General features: G+C 59.7%; 17 protein-coding genes and 1 tRNA gene. 10 read left to right on the top strand and 8 right to left on the bottom strand.

Annotated features, from left to right (window positions below; genetic code table 11):
• Positions 1–204: 204 nt before the first annotated feature.
• Positions 205–894, top strand: a complete 690-nt coding sequence (locus HP556_RS04515; RefSeq protein WP_175366069.1) for a hypothetical protein — start codon at positions 205–207, stop codon at positions 892–894.
• Positions 895–940: 46 nt separating this feature from the next.
• On the opposite strand, the gene HP556_RS30080 is transcribed toward HP556_RS04515, so the two are convergent.
• Both HP556_RS30080 and HP556_RS30175 read right to left on the bottom strand, forming a co-directional pair.
• On the bottom strand, positions 941–2,536 hold the full coding sequence (locus tag HP556_RS30080) for a YecA family protein (protein WP_210269070.1): 1,596 nt from the start codon (positions 2,534–2,536) through the stop codon (positions 941–943).
• Between the two features lie 38 nt (positions 2,537–2,574).
• Complete coding sequence (locus HP556_RS30175; protein ID WP_175366068.1) at positions 2,575–3,162, bottom strand: Abi-alpha family protein; 588 nt, start codon at positions 3,160–3,162, stop codon at positions 2,575–2,577.
• A gap of 414 nt (positions 3,163–3,576) precedes the next feature.
• Between HP556_RS30175 and HP556_RS04500 the strand changes: the two genes are divergently transcribed.
• From HP556_RS04500 to HP556_RS04485, 4 genes are all read left to right on the top strand, one after another.
• Positions 3,577–4,245 carry a hypothetical protein gene (locus HP556_RS04500; RefSeq protein ID WP_175366067.1) on the top strand — a complete coding sequence of 223 codons (669 nt, stop codon included), beginning with the start codon at positions 3,577–3,579 and terminating at the stop codon, positions 4,243–4,245.
• The gene (locus HP556_RS04495) at positions 4,245–4,484 is read left to right on the top strand and encodes a hypothetical protein (protein WP_175366066.1); all 240 of its coding nucleotides are present in this window, start codon (positions 4,245–4,247) and stop codon (positions 4,482–4,484) included. The genes HP556_RS04500 and HP556_RS04495 overlap by 1 nt, the downstream gene beginning before the upstream one ends.
• A 617-nt stretch (positions 4,485–5,101) precedes the next feature.
• The gene (locus HP556_RS04490; RefSeq protein WP_175366065.1) at positions 5,102–5,311 is read left to right on the top strand and encodes a hypothetical protein; all 210 of its coding nucleotides are present in this window, start codon (positions 5,102–5,104) and stop codon (positions 5,309–5,311) included.
• 74 nt (positions 5,312–5,385) lie between these two features.
• Positions 5,386–5,589 (top strand): cold-shock protein, encoded by a 204-nt coding sequence (locus HP556_RS04485; RefSeq protein WP_068738889.1) that lies wholly within the window; start codon positions 5,386–5,388, stop codon positions 5,587–5,589.
• A 660-nt stretch (positions 5,590–6,249) separates the two neighbouring features.
• Here HP556_RS04485 and HP556_RS04480 read toward each other — a convergent pair.
• A tRNA-Arg gene (locus HP556_RS04480) sits at positions 6,250–6,326 on the bottom strand.
• Positions 6,327–6,431: 105 nt separating this feature from the next.
• Between HP556_RS04480 and HP556_RS04475 the strand changes: the two genes are divergently transcribed.
• Complete coding sequence (locus tag HP556_RS04475; RefSeq protein ID WP_210269069.1) at positions 6,432–7,862, top strand: O-antigen ligase family protein; 1,431 nt, start codon at positions 6,432–6,434, stop codon at positions 7,860–7,862.
• Here the strand turns inward: HP556_RS04475 and HP556_RS04470 are convergent.
• On the bottom strand, positions 7,859–8,932 hold the full coding sequence (locus tag HP556_RS04470) for an acyltransferase family protein (RefSeq protein WP_175366064.1): 1,074 nt from the start codon (positions 8,930–8,932) through the stop codon (positions 7,859–7,861). The two genes, HP556_RS04475 and HP556_RS04470, sit on opposite strands and share 4 nt — an antisense overlap.
• A 228-nt stretch (positions 8,933–9,160) precedes the next feature.
• Between HP556_RS04470 and ilvA the strand changes: the two genes are divergently transcribed.
• Both ilvA and HP556_RS04460 read left to right on the top strand, forming a co-directional pair.
• Positions 9,161–10,678: a threonine ammonia-lyase, biosynthetic gene (gene ilvA / locus HP556_RS04465; protein WP_068730692.1), complete on the top strand. Its 1,518-nt coding sequence runs from the start codon at positions 9,161–9,163 to the stop codon at positions 10,676–10,678.
• A gap of 160 nt (positions 10,679–10,838) precedes the next feature.
• The gene (locus tag HP556_RS04460; protein WP_092151927.1) at positions 10,839–11,291 is read left to right on the top strand and encodes a hypothetical protein; all 453 of its coding nucleotides are present in this window, start codon (positions 10,839–10,841) and stop codon (positions 11,289–11,291) included.
• 35 nt (positions 11,292–11,326) lie between these two features.
• Here HP556_RS04460 and HP556_RS04455 read toward each other — a convergent pair whose 3' ends face one another.
• The 3 genes from HP556_RS04455 to HP556_RS04445 all read right to left on the bottom strand — a co-directional run bounded on the left by HP556_RS04455 (position 11,327) and on the right by HP556_RS04445 (position 15,128).
• Positions 11,327–13,531 (bottom strand): TRAP transporter permease, encoded by a 2,205-nt coding sequence (locus HP556_RS04455; RefSeq protein ID WP_175366063.1) that lies wholly within the window; start codon positions 13,529–13,531, stop codon positions 11,327–11,329.
• A gap of 45 nt (positions 13,532–13,576) precedes the next feature.
• Positions 13,577–14,728 (bottom strand): TAXI family TRAP transporter solute-binding subunit, encoded by a 1,152-nt coding sequence (locus HP556_RS04450; RefSeq protein ID WP_092151923.1) that lies wholly within the window; start codon positions 14,726–14,728, stop codon positions 13,577–13,579.
• Between the two features lie 178 nt (positions 14,729–14,906).
• On the bottom strand, positions 14,907–15,128 hold the full coding sequence (locus tag HP556_RS04445; RefSeq protein ID WP_068730696.1) for an acyl-CoA carboxylase biotin carboxyl carrier protein subunit: 222 nt from the start codon (positions 15,126–15,128) through the stop codon (positions 14,907–14,909).
• 238 nt (positions 15,129–15,366) lie between these two features.
• On the opposite strand from HP556_RS04445, the gene HP556_RS04440 reads away from it, so the two are divergent.
• Positions 15,367–16,335, top strand: a complete 969-nt coding sequence (locus HP556_RS04440) for an IclR family transcriptional regulator (protein WP_092151919.1) — start codon at positions 15,367–15,369, stop codon at positions 16,333–16,335.
• Positions 16,265–17,821 carry an acyl-CoA carboxylase subunit beta gene (locus tag HP556_RS04435; RefSeq protein WP_175366062.1) on the top strand — a complete coding sequence of 519 codons (1,557 nt, stop codon included), beginning with the start codon at positions 16,265–16,267 and terminating at the stop codon, positions 17,819–17,821. The genes HP556_RS04440 and HP556_RS04435 overlap by 71 nt, the downstream gene beginning before the upstream one ends.
• Position 17,822: 1 nt before the next feature.
• Here HP556_RS04435 and fabF read toward each other — a convergent pair whose 3' ends face one another.
• A complete protein-coding gene (fabF, locus tag HP556_RS04430; RefSeq protein WP_175366061.1) occupies positions 17,823–19,085 on the bottom strand; it encodes a beta-ketoacyl-ACP synthase II in 1,263 nt (420 codons plus the stop codon).
• Between the last annotated feature and the right edge of the window lie 5 nt (positions 19,086–19,090).

Raw genomic sequence — 19,090 nt, 5'->3', positions numbered from 1 at the left:
GGGGGTATCCAAGCGCAACCGGAAGGCGAGATCAAGTGGCAGCACCTCATCCGTTTAGGTGAACCGGTCGCGGCCAACCCGATCGCGAGCCGTGGGGCGACTTCACGGATGCGGTGATTTGCGGGGAATGTGGGGAGATCGCGTCGCCATGATTTGAAGTCGATAGGGATTAAAGAAGAAGCTCGGGCGCCGAGGAGCGCCCAGATGTTTCAGACCTTTCGCTGTGGACATGTGCGCGACAGCTACAATAGCCGTCCTCACCAAGGCTACTTCACCTGCCGCACTTGCTGGAACGCTTGGAAGCGTCGCCGCTATCGGCGTTTAAAAAGCGAGGGCGCGGGCAGAGAAGCGATCTATTACGAGCGATCGCTCAATGCTCAAGAACTGGCAGCGCTACTCGCAGGTTTGGGCCAAGGTCTAAGTTTGGCGAAGATTACTGAGTGCAAAACGGGTTGTCCGCATGGGCCCTTATACCAAAGATTTCGGATCTGGGCGGAATCCAACCCGCCAAAGGCGAGGATGGTCTATCGTCTGTCCCGTATGAACGTGGAAAAACGAAAGCGAGTTGCCTTCGAACAGCGCCTGCTGCAGCTCGATGCGGTCGTGTGTCGTCCCACGCCGCCGGACGAAATCGACCTCCCACGCATCTTAAAGGCATTGCCGCGGCGAGCGCCCACGGGTGAAGCTCATGACGAGGTGGTCCAGTCGTTGGTTATGGATCTTATGGAGGGGCGATGCTCCTATAAGGCGCTTGCGCAGAGAGCCGAATACCAAGTGGGGCGTTACTTTGATCAATATGCGGATCGGTTCGGCGCCGAATCGTTGGATGTTGGCTTCTCCGCCGAGGGCAATCAGACGCTCGGTGATACAATCACGCGCGGCCTGTGGGACTGAGCGCGAATTGAATCGAGTCGGCGCTGCCTTAGCGCAGCACCTTCAATCAGTCGTATTTTTTTGGACTTCCCGACTGGTGCACGATCGTAGCAGTGCAAATGTCGCAATACGCTATTGCCAGCTCTTCCTGTGACATGGTTCTGAAAGTATCGATCGCGGGATGGTCGGCAAGGTTTTTAAGTAGTTGGTCCTTCGGCGTATGCTGAAAGGTTTTGTACATATGTTCTGCAAGGTCTATTGGGGTTTTAAGCTCCCCGACTGTGGGCAATACTTTCCCAAAAAACGTCTCTGGATGTCGTCGCCACCCGGCCACCTCCTCATCGCTAACCGGAGAGGTGACAATGAGCTGCCGTTGGTCTTTGGTCCGGTAGATTCCGTACACGGTTTTCTCGCTCTCCATCATGGCGGCGGATTCCAAAGTTGCCGCGATCTGGGCACCGTCACGATCTAGTACGACATAATCGTTTCCTACCAGAAGCGGTGGCTGTTCCTGCTTTGCAAATGCAATCTCAGGCGCCTGTCCATCGAACGTAACAGGAGGCTCTGTGTGCGTTACCAGTGAACTAAGCAGTTCATGCATTTCTGGGTGAGATTTTCGGCTCATCACGACGTCGCGGAAGCTCACCGGGTTTCTGCTTTGAAAATCGTCGATCTTGAAGCCCAGCGCTAACGTAACGGGAGCACCCAAATGGTCATTAGCGTTGTAGTGATAGGGCTGATTGGTGACGAACAAGTAGGCAGGCGGGGCAGGCTTTCCACCGATCGTTAGCTGCGCTTCGGCCTGGTCCACCTCTGCTACGACGTCCGCAATCCAACCCGAACCGTCCATCGGAGAGGGGTCCGGGATATTGACGTCGATCCATACAACCCTTTCATGCGGAAGATTTTTGCTCAAAGCTCGCTCGATCCGCTTTGTTATTTTGAAGCGCAGTGACGTGCCTTCAGATGTGCGGTCAATTCCGGACCTTGTTTTTACTTCAACAGAGAATTTTCGGCCTGTCGTTGGGAATGTCGCTATAAATTCGGCGTGCTCGCCCGCTGAACGGTCGTCTTCATACTCAAGGTTGAAGCCGGACTTTAAAAAAGCTGCGGCGGCATAGGTCTCAGACAAGGTTGGGAAAAAATCCTCTTTTTGTCGAAGCCTACGAAGGAGGCGCTCGATGAGAGGCTGTTTGTACTGTTTATAATGATGCTCAATCAAATAGAGGTTGTAAGCTAGGGCGAGCAGCGAACGGGTGCCGTTGCATGCCTTTCGGGGACTCTGGTGAGGTTGGCGCCTTTCCTCGTTGAGTGAGTTTGCCCAGTCGGCCGCTGGATGCGGCGCAGGTAAAGCCATCTGCTTCGAGAACCAATCTTGCCCCATGACCACCCCGACATAGTCGAGCAGGAAATCATGAAACGTTTGTGCAGTTGGCGATCTGAATAGGCGCTTGCCTACAACGACTATCTTCCCGTCATTTTGCGTGAACGCTTGTATTGGGCGGCCGTGTCCCTGCTGCTGCCGACGCTGTAATTCGGTTGCTTCAATCCGATCCTTCAACAGCGAGCTCAGCGATCCTTGGCGCGATATCGATCCGCAACATTTCTTAAACTTAAGCCCAGAACCGCATGGACAGGGTTCATTCCGACCGATCTTGCTCATCGCCTATCCTGCGGTGCTCTCAAAATCTGCACCTTGGATCAAGACGAACAGGCTCGAACTAATTCAATGCCGAAAGGCGTAATTCTGTAATTAGCGTTGTTCTCGTCAGCGCAGCCTTTCATATAAAGATTGCGAAGCGAAACTGAGACCGAGGTTTCGCTAATGTTTGCATCTCTGAGCGCGGCGGCTGGTGCGAAATCCAGACGATACAAGTCGGCCATCTTCTTTAAGACGATCGCATCTGTTGGGTGAAAATCTCGAACGACTGCGATAAACTCTTTGCGCACCTCGTTTTGGCGTGCGGGATCCATGGCGTTAGCTAAAAGTGTGGCCCACCATTCCAGCATTTCAGAACGCGGCTCGCCTTCGGCGGCCTTTAGAAGTGGAATGGCTATAGCTTCGGCCACAGGGGCGGCTTCTAGGAGCGCCCGTTCTCTCAAAATAGCCCGAGTTCGCCTAGTCATTGCATCGAGATTTCGCTCCCGCCGTGCTTCGATGCGATCTCCGATAACTAGCCCGTAGGCTTCAGCCACCGGCTGTCCAAAATCCCGCACCAGATCAATTGATTTGCCGACCGCTTTCGATGTTTCGGTAATTGCTTCGGAGTACGGCGCCACTTCGCTCACGGGATTTACCTCTCTGCTGAGAATCACAGCAGAACTCAACTTGAGGTCGCCGACAATAGCCGTCGCAAAACGCCCCGAATGGTGATTGAAAAATTAGCAAATCAGGTGGATGCTGTCCGTGGGCGTAGAAACCCGGACCTGGAATACCCGCAATCCAACTAAGGATCAGTGCCCTCGATTGGCGTCGAGGACCGCGGGCATGAATTTCGGTGCATTGCACCGTTATTCGACGGACGCGCTTGGCGGCGCGGCTCCGAACGGCCGAATTATGGCCGGGGGCGAGCGTGCTGTCCAGAGTCCTTCGGGGCTTAAAAGCGTCTCGGCCTGTCTTCCAGGCAGGTTTCTACCCCCCGGCTGTTCGGGCCGTTCCCGAACGCACGGGCCGTAGAAAGCCCATCGACCTGGAAGCAACCCATGAACCCCACCCACCACGGGCCAGAGATGGCTCCAGAGGCGCTATACTTCAAAACCGACGTTTCCCCCGAGGTCATCTTCAAGGCGATTGGGAGCCTGCGAAAGGAAGCGAGGGACGAGATCGACCGGCTTATCCAGTTCCTCGACCAGACCGACGACTATGTCTGCCGGGAGCTCGAGGACGCCGTCGACGACGGACCCATCGACGACAACGAGCTTGAACCCTCGCTGTGCGGCCTCGACGCCGATCCGAGACGGCATCAGGGCGGGGATGGGTGCGGTTGGCTCTCCGACAGGGAACTGGACGACTCGGACGATGAGCCGTCACTAGGCTCGATCGAAAACCACCCGAACGGCTACACGGACAGTAACGTCACCCGCAGCCATGAGCATTGGGCCGGTGGCAACACCGACGAGCGAGAAGGCGACGGTTGCGCCGACGATCGGGAGGGAGATGAGCTGCAGCACGGGGGCGAGGGCGTCACTGAAAACGACGAGCCGTCGCTGTGCGGGATCCACGCCGACGGTCTCGCCGGCGGCGATCGCGACCTGGAAGCCGATCTCGGCAGTTTCGACCGAATGTTTGATCAAACCAAATCGACTCGCGTGACGGACAAAGCTTGGTGCGGTCGCACCGACGTTGCAGTCATGGACGGGGAGGTGCAGTGATGCAGACCGCCCCCGAGCAAGCGCAATCACTGTACCGGCTTTTGAGCGGGATCGGTGACGACCACTATGCGGTGATCCAGTATTGCGATCTGCTTCTGATCATGACGGCGAATGACGACATCGCCGGGTGTCTGGAGGGGATTAACCGGCTGGTGCGGCAGATGCAGAGCCACGCCAACAAGATCTGCGACACCCACGAAGAGGCGGTGAGTATTGCACACCGATTGGCCAACCCATGAGGCTGATCCGTCTGTACTGCGCCCGCCTGGTGCTGCGTGTGAGCATCAGGCTGGCGGATAGGGCTTCGGGAATCCTTCTTTAAGTATCTCGCGATACTCTTCACCTCAAGCGGCTCTGTAATGCGTACCGCTAACTGGTAGACGAAACGACAAACCCGCCGGATTCGTCCCCGGCGGGTTTTTCGTTGCCCTTTAACCAGCGTTTAATCTGAACGCTGCTTCCTAACGCCATGGAGCATGTTACCAGAGATCGAAGGCCGGGAATTACGCCAGAGCCAAAGCCTAGGCCAAAGGGGCCTCGATTCTCACATTTAGCGAGACGTCGTTCGCGGTTCTTCGACTTCCGAACTTCAGTGTTCCTTCTCGCATCGACTGGGTTCATTTTGTACATGCTGGATCGCCTATTTTTCGAGAGCTCTGGCGCCAGAGTGGTGGCAAAGTCCATCGCAGTCATTCGCTCTTCCATCGGATTTTGACAGCAGCCAGAAGACGCGCAGGCTTCTGTTCGTTAAGGAATCAGCGACACTATGCTCGCAGCGGGCCAGTAATGCCGGACTGCTAGCAGGTATGCGACCAACCCGCCGGAGCGACCCGGCGGGTTTTCTTTGGAGGCGATAGTGGCATCAGCAATTGAGCTTATTGTCAGCGCATACGTCCAGGTTGGTGATCGGGCGGCGCTGGTTGGTTTGCTGGATCATCGAAAACGGATCGCCAAAGACCTGCGAAGCCGGACCGGTTTCGATTTTCGTGTGCCGTTGGATGCTGTCGAGACTGAAATCGAGGTCATAGAGGCAGGCGTGACCACACTCGATAACTCGCCGTCCTAGAATCCCAAGCTTGCTCTTCTTGACTCTCGGTCGCTTCATGCGACGTTGTACCGATTGCAGCAGGGAGAGCGATTGTGGCGACTGGTACAGTAAAGTGGTTTAACGCGACCAAGGGCTTCGGCTTCATTCAGCCGGACACAGGTGGCAAGGACGTGTTTGTGCATATCTCGGCCGTGGAACGGGCGGGATTGAGCACGCTCAACGAGGGTGCCAAGGTCAGCTACGAAGAGCAGGAAAACCGCGGGAAGACGTCGGCAGAAAACTTGCGCGTCGGCTGAGCACGGCGACTGCTGACTGAAATATAGCCCGCCGGATTAATCCCGGTGGGTTTTCTTTGTGGTGGCGGCGCATCAATGCAGACGCTTTGATCTCGCTCGGTTTAGGTTTTGAAGAAGTGCTGTACGATGCGCTGTCCTCAACGCCACGCTCGCGACGCGTTCGCGAAGGGCAATGAGCTCATTCCATTGAGCGCCTAGTTCCTTCGCTGCCTGCAAAAGTACAAGCGCCCGGCGTTCGAACACACACATACAGAGCGTCCCACTGATTTACGCATTGAGCTACGGGCAGGATTGTACGCGGTTTCAAGACTCGTGCGGCACAGCACAGGCTCTGACGCACGCGAACAGCGGGACCGCCGACAACCACGAAGACGGTCCCGCCACGCGCTCGAACCCTAGACCTGGGGAATCGGGACCGTTCGGCGACTCTAAAGATGGATCGGTTTTCAGAAGGTGTCGTCCCAGCATTTTTGCCGCGCCGGCACCGCCTTGGGTACGATTCACGAACATCGGTGTTGCGTCCGTGTTGCGTGCACTCAACGTGACTAGACGGGAAAGCCTGAAATAAAAGGGGTTTAGCAAATACCAGACGCAACACGGAAATCGGCAAAAGAACGAAGCCGATACTTAACTAAGTATCTGAAATTATTTGACAATTGATGGTGCACTCGGAGCGATTCGAACGCCCGACCCTCGGAATCGAAATCCGATGCTCTATCCAGCTGAGCTACGAGTGCGACGGCGGCACCATAGCGGCGAAAGTCGCAAAAGCTAGCCCCGCGATGGGGGAGCGCAGCGGTTTTGCCTAACGTCGGGGAGGCTGCTCGCTATAGTCTGCCTTTATGAATCAAGGCCGACTCAAATCCGGTCCGGTGGATTTCGTCCTGTCCGGGTGGCTACCGACTGCGCTGCTTCTGATCGTGACCTTAGTGGTCGGTCCCGCGCTGGGCGGATTGTCGCGTCCGCTCTTCGTGGTCGGCTGCGCCGCTGCTGGCTGGCTGGCCTGGCAACGCAGCACCGCGGCCCATATCCAGTCGGCCATCCTGCTGTTTGCCTTCGCACCATTCGTGCGGCGCGTGGTCGATGTGTCGGTCGGCTACGACGCGGCCAGCATCATGCTGATCGGGCCGCTGTTGTTCATCCTGACGCCGTTACCGAGCCTGTGGACATTGCTGTCGTCCCGCGAGCAGTTGCGCGATCCCTGGCTGATCGCGCCGGCTATCGTGCTGGCCTGCATCGCTTACGGTGCCATGCTGTCGGTTTTTCAGAATGACTGGATGAGCGCTGCGACAGGTGCGTTGAAGTGGGCGGCGCCCGTGCTTTACGGTATCGCTTTGCAGCAGCGCGCAAAGTCTGATGGCGAACTCGTCAATGCCATGGCGCGCATCTTTCTGGTGGTGCTGCCGCTGACGGGTCTCTACGGCATATGGCAATATGTCGATCCGCCGAGTTGGGATCGGTTCTGGATGAACTACGCCTCGATCCTGTCTGCAGGATATCCGCTACCCTATATGGTGCGCGTCTTCAGCACGATGAACGGGCCCGCCACTTACGCGACCTTCACCGCAACGGGACTGCTGTTGCTGGGCTTCCTGAGACCGGGATGGCAGTCGCTGATTGCCCTGGCGCCCGCTGCACTGGGCCTGTTGCTGTCGCTGTATCGGACCGGCTGGATCGCACTCGCGCTGGCCGTGGTGTTCTGCATGGTGTTTCAATCCACACGGCGGCGGGCGCTTGCGACCGGACTTGGCATCGTCGGCGCAGCCATGGCGGCGGTCCTGTTCACGCCCTTCGGCGATGTGATCACCGAGCGGCTGCAGTCGCTCGGCAGCGGTTCCGAGGATGGCAGCGGCAACGAGCGTCTCGAAGAATTCGTGACGCTGTGGAATACACCTGACAGCATGGTGGTGGGATCTGGTTTCAGCTTCACCGATATCGGTGTCGCGGGCACCATGCCGGTCGATGGCCAGATCATTGCCAGCTGGCTCACGCTCGGCATTCCCGTTGGACTGCTCTGTTTGGCAGCCTATATCTGGGTCGGGGTCTGGAGCACGTCTGCGGCATGGCGGATGCCGACCAAAGAAGGCGTGGTGCTCGGCGCTCTGTCGCTCGGCGGTATCCTGATTCACTTGCCTCTGACCAGTATCTCGTCAGGTGAGATATCTGCTCTGTTCTGGATGATCTTCGCGATGGCCTGTCCGCACGACCAGACTGTCAGACCTGCCGAGGATGCCGCGATGCCCCTGGAGCAGGCGCGAACCGGCAGAGTTTAGTCTGACCGGGCTGCCTGGCTGACAAACGGAGCGGGTGCAGGTTTGCGCCTCGGCAGTGGCGCAAGGCCGAGTGGTGCCAGCAGGTTCAGCCGCTGCAACACGACATGGGCTACCATGGGCAAGAGCACGCCGGCCGCGGTGCCTGCGAGGAGATAGGCCCACGGCATTGGCGGCACGTGCAGCATCTGCATGATGATCCGCGTTCCCGACCCAGCCATGATGTGCAGCACATAGATCGTCATGGACATCACGCCGACCAGCGCCAGCCAGCGGTGCCGCGTCTCGTTCAGCAATTTGCAAAGCAGCACCACGCTGGTGATGCCGAGAATACATGCCGGAAGCGATGCTATGCCATTTGCGTCGAAGCCGGCGAGCTGTCCTCCAACGGCAACCGCCGCAGCGAAAGTGGTGGCGATCACGGTCAACATGATCCAGCCCGTTCGCCCATGAGGCTGCCACGCCATCACGATGCGGGTTGCATAGAGACCTGCGACATAGAACGGCAGGTGATGCATGGTGAGCGCAAGATCGGGGCGGATCGGCAACAGCATGAATACGATCAGGCCAGCGAGCGCGACGACAATCATGATGGTGCGATTGGGAATGAGCACTGCCAGTACGTGGCAAATCATCAGGGCGTATAGAAACCAGAATTGCGCCATCGGCCGATACCAGATCGCCACGAGGTCGCTGGTGGTGATCGGAATATTGGCATTGCGCGATATCAGCATGATCACGCCGCCCTGGATCAGCGACCAAAGCACATAGGGATAGGCGATCGTCCACGCCTTACTGCTGAGGAATGCTCGAGTGCCGCGTGTAAGGCTATGCTGTACGTTCAGGCCCGCGAGAAAGAAGAACAGCGGCATGTGGAACGTGTAGAGCGTATAGCTCATCCACTGCGCGAGCGGCCCGTCAGGAAACAGATGTGGCGGTATCAGGCCGCCGAGCACGTGGCCATAGACCACGAGAACGACGCCTATACCGCGTGCAAAATCAATCCAGACCTGACGCGTGCGATCGGTCTGCGATCTTGGTGCTTCTGCATCTTCGGCTGGCGATAGTTGCATCGTAGGACATCGCTGGTTCTGAATATCTGGATCAGCAAGACAACATACGCCGAGAGCCGTACGCCATCGTTAACGCCGATCCATGAAATGGCGGTCGGGCGTTCATAGGTGCTTTTCTGGAAAACAGGCTTGATTTATCGGCCATTTCGGTGCCCATCTGCGCCGACAAGCTGTCGGCAAGCCGTTCTGTGGCCAGTTTGGTCTCTGCCACATGTTCGAGGACTACCTGTGACTGACTACGTTCGCAAAATCCTGGACAGCCGCGTCTACGACGTCGCGATCCAGACGCCGCTAGACCCGATGGTTCGGCTGACCGCGCGCATGGGGAGCCCCGTGCTGCTCAAGCGCGAGGATTTGCAGCCGGTGTTCTCGTTTAAGATTCGCGGCGCGTACAACCGCATTGCGGGGCTGTCTGCGGAGCAGCGCGCGGCCGGCGTGATTTGCGCGTCGGCTGGCAATCATGCGCAGGGCGTAGCGCTGTCGGCGCAGCGGCTGGGGATCAAGGCAACCATCGTGATGCCGGTGACCACGCCGCCGATCAAGATCGATGCTGTCAGATATTGGGGCGGCAATGCCGTGCTGTTCGGCGACACGTTCGACGAAGCAGCGGCGCATGCGCGCAAGCTCGAGGCCGAGCAGAAGCTGACCTTCGTGCATCCCTATGACGATCCCGACGTGATCGCGGGGCAGGGCACCATCGGCATGGAAATCCTGCAGCAGCATCCCGATCCCATCGAGGCGGTGTTCGTGCCGATCGGCGGCGGCGGGCTTGCGGCCGGCGTTGCCTCCTTCATCAAATTTCTGCGCCCGGAGACCAAGGTCATCGGTGTCGAGCCCGTCGATGCCGCATCGATGAAAGCCGCGATAGATGCTGGCGAGCGCGTCGTTCTCAATCGCGTCGGTCTGTTCGCTGACGGCGTGGCCGTGCGCCAGGCCGGCGTCGAAACATTCCGTCTCTGCCGCGAATTGCTCGATGATGTGATCACGGCCGACACAGACGAGATGTGCGCTGCCATCAAGGATATTTTCGAGGATATGCGCGTGATCGCGGAGCCGGCCGGCGCCTTGGCGCTGGCAGGACTGAAGAGCTATGCCGCGAACAATCCCACGCGCACGGGGGCGCTGGTCGCCATCAACAGCGGCGCCAACATGAATTTCGATCGCCTGCGGCACGTCGCAGAGCGTGCCGAGGTCGGTGAAGCGCGTGAGATCCTGCTGGGCGTGACCATTCCGGAGCAGCCCGGCAGCTATCGCCGCTTTATTCAGACCATCGGCAATCACAACATCACCGAGTTCAACTATCGCTATGCCGATGCCAAGGAAGCCAATGTCTTCGTTGGCCTGAAGCTGAGCGGCGCGAAGAACGACAAGGGCGAGCTGATCGGGCAGTTGCAGGCGCTCGGCTACAAGGTGCTGGACATCAGCGCGGACGAGACCGCCAAGCTGCACATCCGCTATATGGTTGGCGGGCGAGCACCGCCGGCTTTGCGGGACGAGGTTATCCTGCGCTTCGAGTTTCCGGAGCGTCCGGGCGCCTTGCTGAAATTCCTCGACCAGATGGGGGCGGACTGGAACATCACGCTGTTCCACTACCGTAACCACGGCGCGGATTACGGCCGGGTGCTCGTTGGGATTGAAGTCCCGCAGGCCGACCGCCCGACCCTGACGCAGCGGCTGACGTCGCTCGGCTATCCCTATGAGGATGAAACGCAAAATCCGGTCTACCGGATGTTCCTGAACGGCTAGGCCGGGTGGGGCAGAGAGTGAGGCAGGGCCGGTTTCTGCCTTTTTTTCGCTCAAAGGCGATGCTTAACGGAATACTAGCACTGTCCGGCCAGAGTCGGGCGGTGTGCTGACGCCGGAAAAAGGGCGTTGGCTTGGGGTCCCTTACCGGTTTCATCACGCGATGCGTCTTTCGCTGCTGCCTGTCCTGATGTCCCTGCTGGTGCTGTCTGTGGCCCCGGCACGGGCAGATTTGCGCATCACCCGGGACCACGGCGGCTATGTCGAAGAATACAAGGCCAAGTATGAGCGCATCCGCGACCGCAAGGAGCGGGTGATCATCGACGGCATCTGCAATTCGGCCTGCACGCTGGTGTTCGGCATCGTGCCGATGAACAAGGTCTGCGTGACTCCGCGCGCCAGCTTGGGCTTCCATCAGGCCTATTACGACAAGGCCTTCACCTTCGGCATGAAGGTGATCAGCTACGAGGGCACCTCAGACCTGATGGCCTATTATCCGCCGCCGGTGAAAGACTGGCTGGCACGCAACGGCGGTCTCACGCCGGAAATGAAAAAGATCAAGAACGGCATGGATCTCTGGAAGATCGTCGATCCCTGCCCGGAAGAGTTTTTCTAGCTTTCAATCTTCAATCGACCTGAATGCCTTCGCGGTCATGACACCGCGAGCCGCGCATCGCCGCGCCTGATCAGCGCCAGCGCGATCAGCACCGTCGGCGCGAGAATGCAGGTGGCGAGGGCAATGATCTGCCACTGCGACAGCGGATTGATGCCGCCTCCGGGTGTCGCCATCACGAAGCCACCGATCACCAGCAGCACACGTAGCGGCCATTCCATTGCGCCCGCACGGCGCAGATCGCCCACATAGGCCTGATAGCCCTGAATGCCGCCGCAGATGAAGACGATGCCGAGACAGGCAAGGCCGGTAAGGCCGAACGCTTCGAGGTAAGGGCTGTCGCCCTGCAGTAGCAGCGCCGGATTCAGCACGAAGAAGAACGGGATAAAATAGATGATGCTGCCCACCCACATCGACTCCCAGCCGGTCTTCATCGCCGGTGCGCCAGCGATGCCGGCGGCGGCAAAGGATGCGATGGCGACCGGTGGCGTGATCGACGACAGCATGCCCCAATAGAAGATGAACATGTGCACGGCCATCTTGTTGAGGCCGAGCTTCTCCAGCGCCGGTGCGACAAGGATAGCGAGGAAGATGTAGCAGGACGTCGTCGTCAGGCCGAGGCCGAGGATCAGGCTGGTGAAGGCACACATGATCAGCAGCAGGAAGACGTTGCCGCCGGCGATCGCCAGAAGGTCGTTGGCCAGGCTCGAGATTACGCCGGTGAGCGAGAACGCGCCGATTAACAACCCACAGCCGGCGAGGATCGCGATCAGCTCGACGAAGGTCTTGCCGTTGAGTTCGAGGAAGTGGATCCAGCGCGCGCCGCCCCAATTCTTGCCAGGGAAGAATTCATTAAGCGCAGCGAGGATGCACATTCCCCATAGATAGGCGTTCTGCAGATCGAGCCAGACCATCAATCCGGTCAGCACAATCGAGAGCGCCAGGACGGCGCTGTTGCCCTTCTTCCACGGTGCCGGGCCTGACCATTGATGCAGGATGACCAGCAAAGCGGTGGCGTAGAACGGCGCGTGGCTCTCGCGTTTGAAGTACAGCAGCATCACGACAAGGATCGCGATGACAAAGAGATAGTACCAGCCCTCCTTGAGCGCGTCCATGAAGCGGGGCAGTTCCGCGCGCGGGATGCCTTCGAGCTTGTGACGCGCGGCGTAGCTATCGACCTGCGCGAACAGACCGAAGTAATACAAGATCGACGGAATGGTGGCGGCGAGCGCGACGTCGGCGTAACTCGTGTTCATGAACTGGGCCATGACGAAGGCCGTCGCGCCCAGCACCGGTGGCGCCAGCACGGCGCCGGTGGACGCGCAGGCTTCGATCGCTCCTGAATAGGACGGCGTGAAGCCGGTTTTCTTCATCGCGGGGATCGTCATCGTTCCAGCGGTGAGCACATTGGACACGATGCTGCCGCCTACGGTGCCGAGCAGGCCAGATGCAAAGATGCACACCTTTGCCGCGCCACCACGGAAGGTACCGCACATCGCGAAGGCAATGTTGATGAAGAACTTGCCGGCACCTGTCATCATCAGCGCCGTGCCGAACACCAGGAAGCCGATCACGGTGTCGGCAAATGCCTGGATCGGAATGCCGAGCAGGCTTTCGCCCGACAGCACGTGATAGGCCGTGGTCTGCTCCAGCGTCGACTGGGTGCCGCGGAACGGTCCGAGCCATTTGGCGTCGGCAAACAGTGGATACAGCGTGAAGGGGAAGACGCTGAGCAACAGGCTCCAGCCGCCGGTGCGGCGCAGCGCCTCCATCAGCACGAACCACATCACGAGACCTGCAGCGATCACGGGTTTAGGTGCGCCGTCGAATTCCCAGCCAAATTGCGCGGCCTTGCGGATGTTCATCATCAGGAAGATCGCGGCAGCGAAAGTGGCGACGAACAATACGACGTCGTACCATGGCACACGGTCGAGATCGGCCTTCGACGTTCCCGGAAAGATCAGGAACGTGAACGGCAGCATCAGCGCGATCAGCAGATAGAAATATTCGGTGTTGAGTTGCGTGACATCGACAAAGAAACGCAGCGAAAATTGCTGGTTGATGCAGAGCAGGATGGTCGCGAGGGTGGCTAGTATCAGTGCCCAGCGCCACACCCCATGCAAGGCGCGAACGCGCGAGACCTCGGACTCCTGGAGGTCGGCGACTCCATGGGGATCATCGAGTTCCATTTTTACGGGAATGTCGGATGCGGGCCGCGCGTGATCGGGTGACGAAATTGACATAATGGCCCCGATTATTGTTCGCGGTTACAGCTAAAAATAACGACGTTATTCGAAGCCGTTCGGCATGCCGACCTTCTTGAGCGCAGCCGCGCGGGCAGTCATCCAGCCGTCGAGAAACTCCTTTTCACCGGCTGATGCACTGGCCTTGGCGTATTCGCTCCATGCCGCCTTCAAGACGTCCTGCCGCTTCAGCAGTCCGTCATTGTGTGCCTGGTCTTCTGGCGTCCAGTTGCCGGCTTCCTTGAGGGCTTTCACGGCGCCGGGATGAAACGGAACGACCCATTTCATGGACTGCGCTTTTACGGCGAGGCCCAAAGCGCCTGGTGCGTTGTCCTTGTAGGCGTCAAAGTTGACGATCATCGCCTTGGTGATCGCGTAGATCTGATCTTCCGCCTGCAAGCCGTAGACGGTCGCGACGGGGTAGGGGTAGGTGCTCATGTTGACGGGCGCTGATGCCGTGATGCCCGCGCCGCAGGTCGCGACATGTGGATTGAAAAACGGTGCCACACGCTTGACGCGCTCCCAGCCGGCCTTGTCTTCCGCGGGGAGGGGCGGCCAGATGATGCCGCGCGGCGATGTCTCGACTTCCTTGGCCGGGCCAGTGATGGTGGTAGCAAAGGCTGCATCGACGTCGTTGTTCACCATGCCTTTCCACATTGCGCCGTAGCTTGCGAACTCGATCGGCTTGATGTCTGCCTTGGTGAGACCGCCGAACGCCATGATCGCAAGCGAGTTTTGGTTCAGGGCAGGTGAGCCGACGACGAAGCCGACGCGTTTGCCGCGTAGATCCTTGATCTCCTTCACGCCGATATCGCGAGCGACGCCGAGCGAGGCGCCATTACAGTCGATGGTCGACAGCGTGACCTGCGCTGGCTGTGGACCCCATTCCTTGACGCCGAATTCGAACACGCCTTCCTGCGCGAAGTAGATGCCCGAGCCCATCCAGGCGATCGTGGCGCGACCGGCGCGCAATGGCGCCAGCCGCGCGACATCATTCCCGGCAGGCAGCACACGCACATCGGTGGAGTATTTGTCCTTCATCATCTTGCCGACAGCGACGGCGATGTTGAAGCCGGCGGTGCCGGTGTCGTAGGCGGTGACCGCCATGGTCGGTGGAAGCTTGATATCCTGTGCGCATACAGCGCCGGTCGTACTGAGCACGGCAACGGACGCCAGCGCGATGAGCCGGTGAAGCATTTTCCCCTCCAGATGCATTCGCTTTGCGAATTGCTTTTTATTGTTCGGCGATCATGTCATCGCCGTCAGGCGCTGGCAATGTCCTGAGTCCGTTCGCCGGATGATGGGAGCGGTCACCATCTCAGACAGAATGCCGCAGCACATTGGTAAGGCAGTCGAGGTCGTCAGTGCATTCTGCTCACGTCTCGACTGTGCCGAGCAACTGTCCTTCCGCGACCACGTCGTCGACCGCGACGATCATCGATTTGATTTTACCTGCGGCAGGAGAGGCGACCGGAATTTCCATCTTCATGGCTTCGACAAATGCCACTTCGTCTCCTTCATTCACGGAATCGCCGGTTGCGAGCGGCAGTGAGCAGATGCGGCCGGCGACTTCGCTGAGGATCTTGATCTCTGGCATGGTGTTCTCCGCGATCACGCGGGCGGCTGCTCGCTATGGGTGTAGCGCCGACGCGACCGGACAATTCCTAAGAATGAGAAGAAACGAGCAGCTTGGTGTTGTCGCCGCAGATTGCCTGAGGTAGCGTAGCCCGCAAGTGGAATATAATTCCGCAGAGTGGAACGGGACGGCGGCGCACATCGGGACAATCCAACGGATTGGCTCCCCGCGAGATGCGTCGTTTTAAGGGAAACGCATCATGGGACGACGTTCGGAACGGCTCAGCAAACAAGGCATGCTCGCCAGCGATCTGGCAGGCGACGGCGATGTGATCCAGGTGGTCTCGCGCGCCTTTGATATTCTTCGCTGCTTCGAGGGCCATGATGCCCGGCTGGGTAATCTCGAAATTTCCAATCGCTGTGGTCTGCCGCGCTCCACCGTATCGCGCCTGACCCATACGCTGACGCGCATGGGCCAGCTCGCCTATCTGCCTGCAGATCAGAAGTACCGCATCGGATCGAGTGCGGTCGCGATGAGTGCTTCGATGATGCGGGGACTTCAGGTGCGCAACCTGATCCGCTTGCGTTTGCAGGAAGTGGCGGAGCAGGTACCTGGTACGATCGGCTTCACGATTCCCGATCGTTTCCACATGGTCTATCTCGAATATGCCCGCGCCGATCACGCGCTCGGATTACATTCGACCACCGGCAGCCGCATTGCCATGGGCCGGACTGCAGCCGGCCACGCCTACACCGCAGCGCTCGACGAAGACGTCGGCAATGCCCTGATCAACGATATCGCGCGCGAAATGCCCGAGGACGCCAAGATCCTGCGCGGCAAGATCGCTGGGAACCGCGAATGTCTGCGTGACAACGGCTACGTTCTCGCAGGTGGCCTTTGGTCACCGCATATCACCGGCATTGCGACGCCGATCTGGTCGCCGCAGTATCAAACCTATGTGGTCGTCACCATCGGTCTGCTTGCCGCCATGTATGACGAGCAGCGCCTGCAGGACGAGATCGCTCCGATCCTGCGCCAGCTCAGCAGCACGATCAGCATGATGGTTCAGAATGCAGATAGCGGCCTGACCAGTGCGCCCGTTCCAGATGCGCCTCCCGCGCCAACAGCTCAGAAAAAAATGCTCCCGGAGGGAATGAATGAACTGGAAGCCGGAACTCGACGACCTCGCCCGGCGCGAAGCCTTCGCGCGGGAGATGGGGGGCGCTGACAAGGTCAAGCGGCAGCATGACCAAGGCCGGCTCACAGTTCGTGAACGTATCGACAGACTGATAGATGCAAAAAGCTTTCACGAAGTCGGGGCAGTCTCCGGCATCGGTGAATACGATGCGTCTGGCGAGCTGAAGCATCTGACGCCGGCGAATTGCGTGTTCGGTCGTGGCAAGATCGACGGCCGTCCCGTCGTCGTTGTTGGCGACGACTTCACCGTGCGCGGCGGTTCGGCCGATGCGTCGATTTCGGCCAAACCGCTGATGGCAGAGGAAATGGCGCATGACTTCCGGCTGCCGATCATTCGCGTGATCGAAGGCTCCGGCGGCGGCGGCTCGGTCAAGACCATCGAGACCAGGGGCGCAGCCAATCTGCCGGGCGGCGTCGGGGGCACGCGCTGGTACTGGTACACGACGTCCAATCTGGCGCAGGTGCCGGTCGTTGGCCTTGGCCTTGGTTCAGTCGCCGGCCTCGGCGCTGCGCGGCTCGCAGCCAGCCATTATTCGGTGATGACGAAGAATTCCGCGATGTTCGTTGCCGGGCCTCCCGTGGTCGCGCGCCTCGGCCAGTCGCTTGAGAAGAAGGAGCTCGGCGGCGCCGATATCCAGACGCGCGCTGGCGGCGTCGATCATGCCGTGGAGACCGAAGAGGAGGCATTCGCCTGCGCGCGGCGCTTCCTGTCCTATCTGCCATCGTCTGTCTATGACTTGCCGCCGACGATCGCCTGCAATGACGATCCCGAACGTGCGGAAGAATCTCTGCTGAAAGCCGTGCCGCGCAATCGCCGGCAGGTCTACAAGATGCGCCCGATCATCGACGCCGTCGTCGACAAAGGCTCGTTTTTCGAGATGGCGGCAAATTTCGGCCGGCCGATCATCACCGGTTTTGCGCGTCTCGAAGGCCGTGCGGTGCTGCTGCTTGCCAGCGATCCGTTCCACTATGGCGGCTCGTGGACCGCGGAAGCCTGCCAGAAGGTCGTGCGCTTCGTCGACCTCGCCGAGACGTTCCATCTGCCTGTCGTCTATCTCATGGATTGCCCGGGTTTCATGATCGGGCTCGATGCGGAGAAGGCAGCGACTATCCGTCACGGCGTGCGCGCCATGGCCGCGGTCAATCAGACCACGGTGCCGTGGTGCACGATCATCATCCGCAATGCGTTCGGCGTCGCTGGCGTGGTGCATCAGCCGGCCAACCGGTTCTCGATGCGTTACGCATGGCCTTCGGCCTATTGGGGCTCGCTGCCGCTGGAAGGTGGCATCGAGGCGGCCTATCGCGCCGAGATCGACGCGGCGGACGATCCAAAGCTCAAGCAGCAGGAAATCGAGGAGCGCCTCAACAAGCTGCGCTCGCCATTCCGTTCGGCCGAGAAGTTCTGGGTCGAGGAAGTCATCAACCCCACGAAGACGCGCTCGCTGCTGTGTGAGTTTGCACGTCTTGCCGAACCGCTCTGCACGGCAGGTCCGTCACGGCTCGCGATGCGGCCGTAAGCTATATTCGCCGCAGTAGCACGCTGGCATTGACACCGCCGAAGCCGAAGCCATTCGAGAGCACGTGCTCAATGGCCATCGGCCGCGCCTTGCCGCGGATCAGATCGATGCCATCGGCAGACGGATCGGGATTTTCGAGATTGAGCGTGGCCGGAGCGATCTGGTCACGCAGCGCGAGGATTGCGTAGACCGCCTCAAGCCCTCCGGCTGCACCGAGCAGGTGGCCCGTGGCGGATTTGGTCGAGCTTACAGCGACTCCGCCGTTCGTTCCGAAGATCGACTTGATCGCTTCGAGCTCGCCGTGATCGCCGACCGGCGTCGATGTGGCATGGGCGTTCAGATGCTGGACATCGGCAGGCGTGATGTTGGCCTGTGCCAGAGCGATATCCATCGCGCGCCTGGCGCCGTCGCCGTCCTCGCGACCGGCCGTCATATGGAACGCATCGGACGTCGTGCCGTAGCCGATCAGTTCGGCGATCGGCTTCGCGCCACGCGCCAAGGCATGATCCAGTTCCTCAAGCACCACGACGCCGGCGCCTTCGCCCATGACAAAGCCGTCGCGGTCGCGATCGAACGGACGCGAGGCGCGCTCCGGATTGGCAACGAAGTCGGTGGAGAGTGCGCGAGCGGCGGCGAAGCCGCCGAGGCTTACGCGGTCAATACAGGCTTCGGCACCCCCGGCTATGGCGACATCCGCTTCGCCGGAGCGAATGAGACGTGCAGCGTCGCCGATCGCCTGCACGCCGGCAGCGCAGGCTGTCACGGGTGCGCCGAGCGCGCCCTCGAAGCCGTAACGGATCGAGATATGACCGGCGGCGAGATTGACCAGGAACGAGGGTACGGTGAATGGCGACAGCCGGCGGATACCCTTGGTGTCTGTCGTGCGGACGGCGTCGGCAATGGCTGGAAAGCCGCCGATGCCCGAGGCGATGATCGTGGCCGTGCGCTGGCGTTCCCGTGCATCCTTGGGCTGCCAGCCGGCCTGCGCAATGGCTTCATCGGCAGCCATCAGCGCAAACAGGATGAAGCGATCCATCTTCTTCTGGTCCTTGCGCGGCGCCGCCTTGTCAGGATCGAAACCGCCTTCCGGATCATTGGCGATGTCGGGCACCTGACCGCCGACCTTGGCGGCGAGATCAGCGGTCATGGCCTCCGGCAACAGGCGGAGACCGGATTGACCGGCGAGCAACCGGGACCAGTTGATCTCGACGCCGCAACCGAGCGGCGACACCGCTCCCATCCCCGTAATGACAACGCGGCGCATGATGT

Source organism: Tardiphaga robiniae (assembly GCF_013359755.1).
GTDB lineage: Bacteria > Pseudomonadota > Alphaproteobacteria > Rhizobiales > Xanthobacteraceae > Tardiphaga > Tardiphaga robiniae.
Note: the sequence above shows the minus strand (reverse complement) of the source record. Positions and strands in the feature narration are given on the sequence as shown.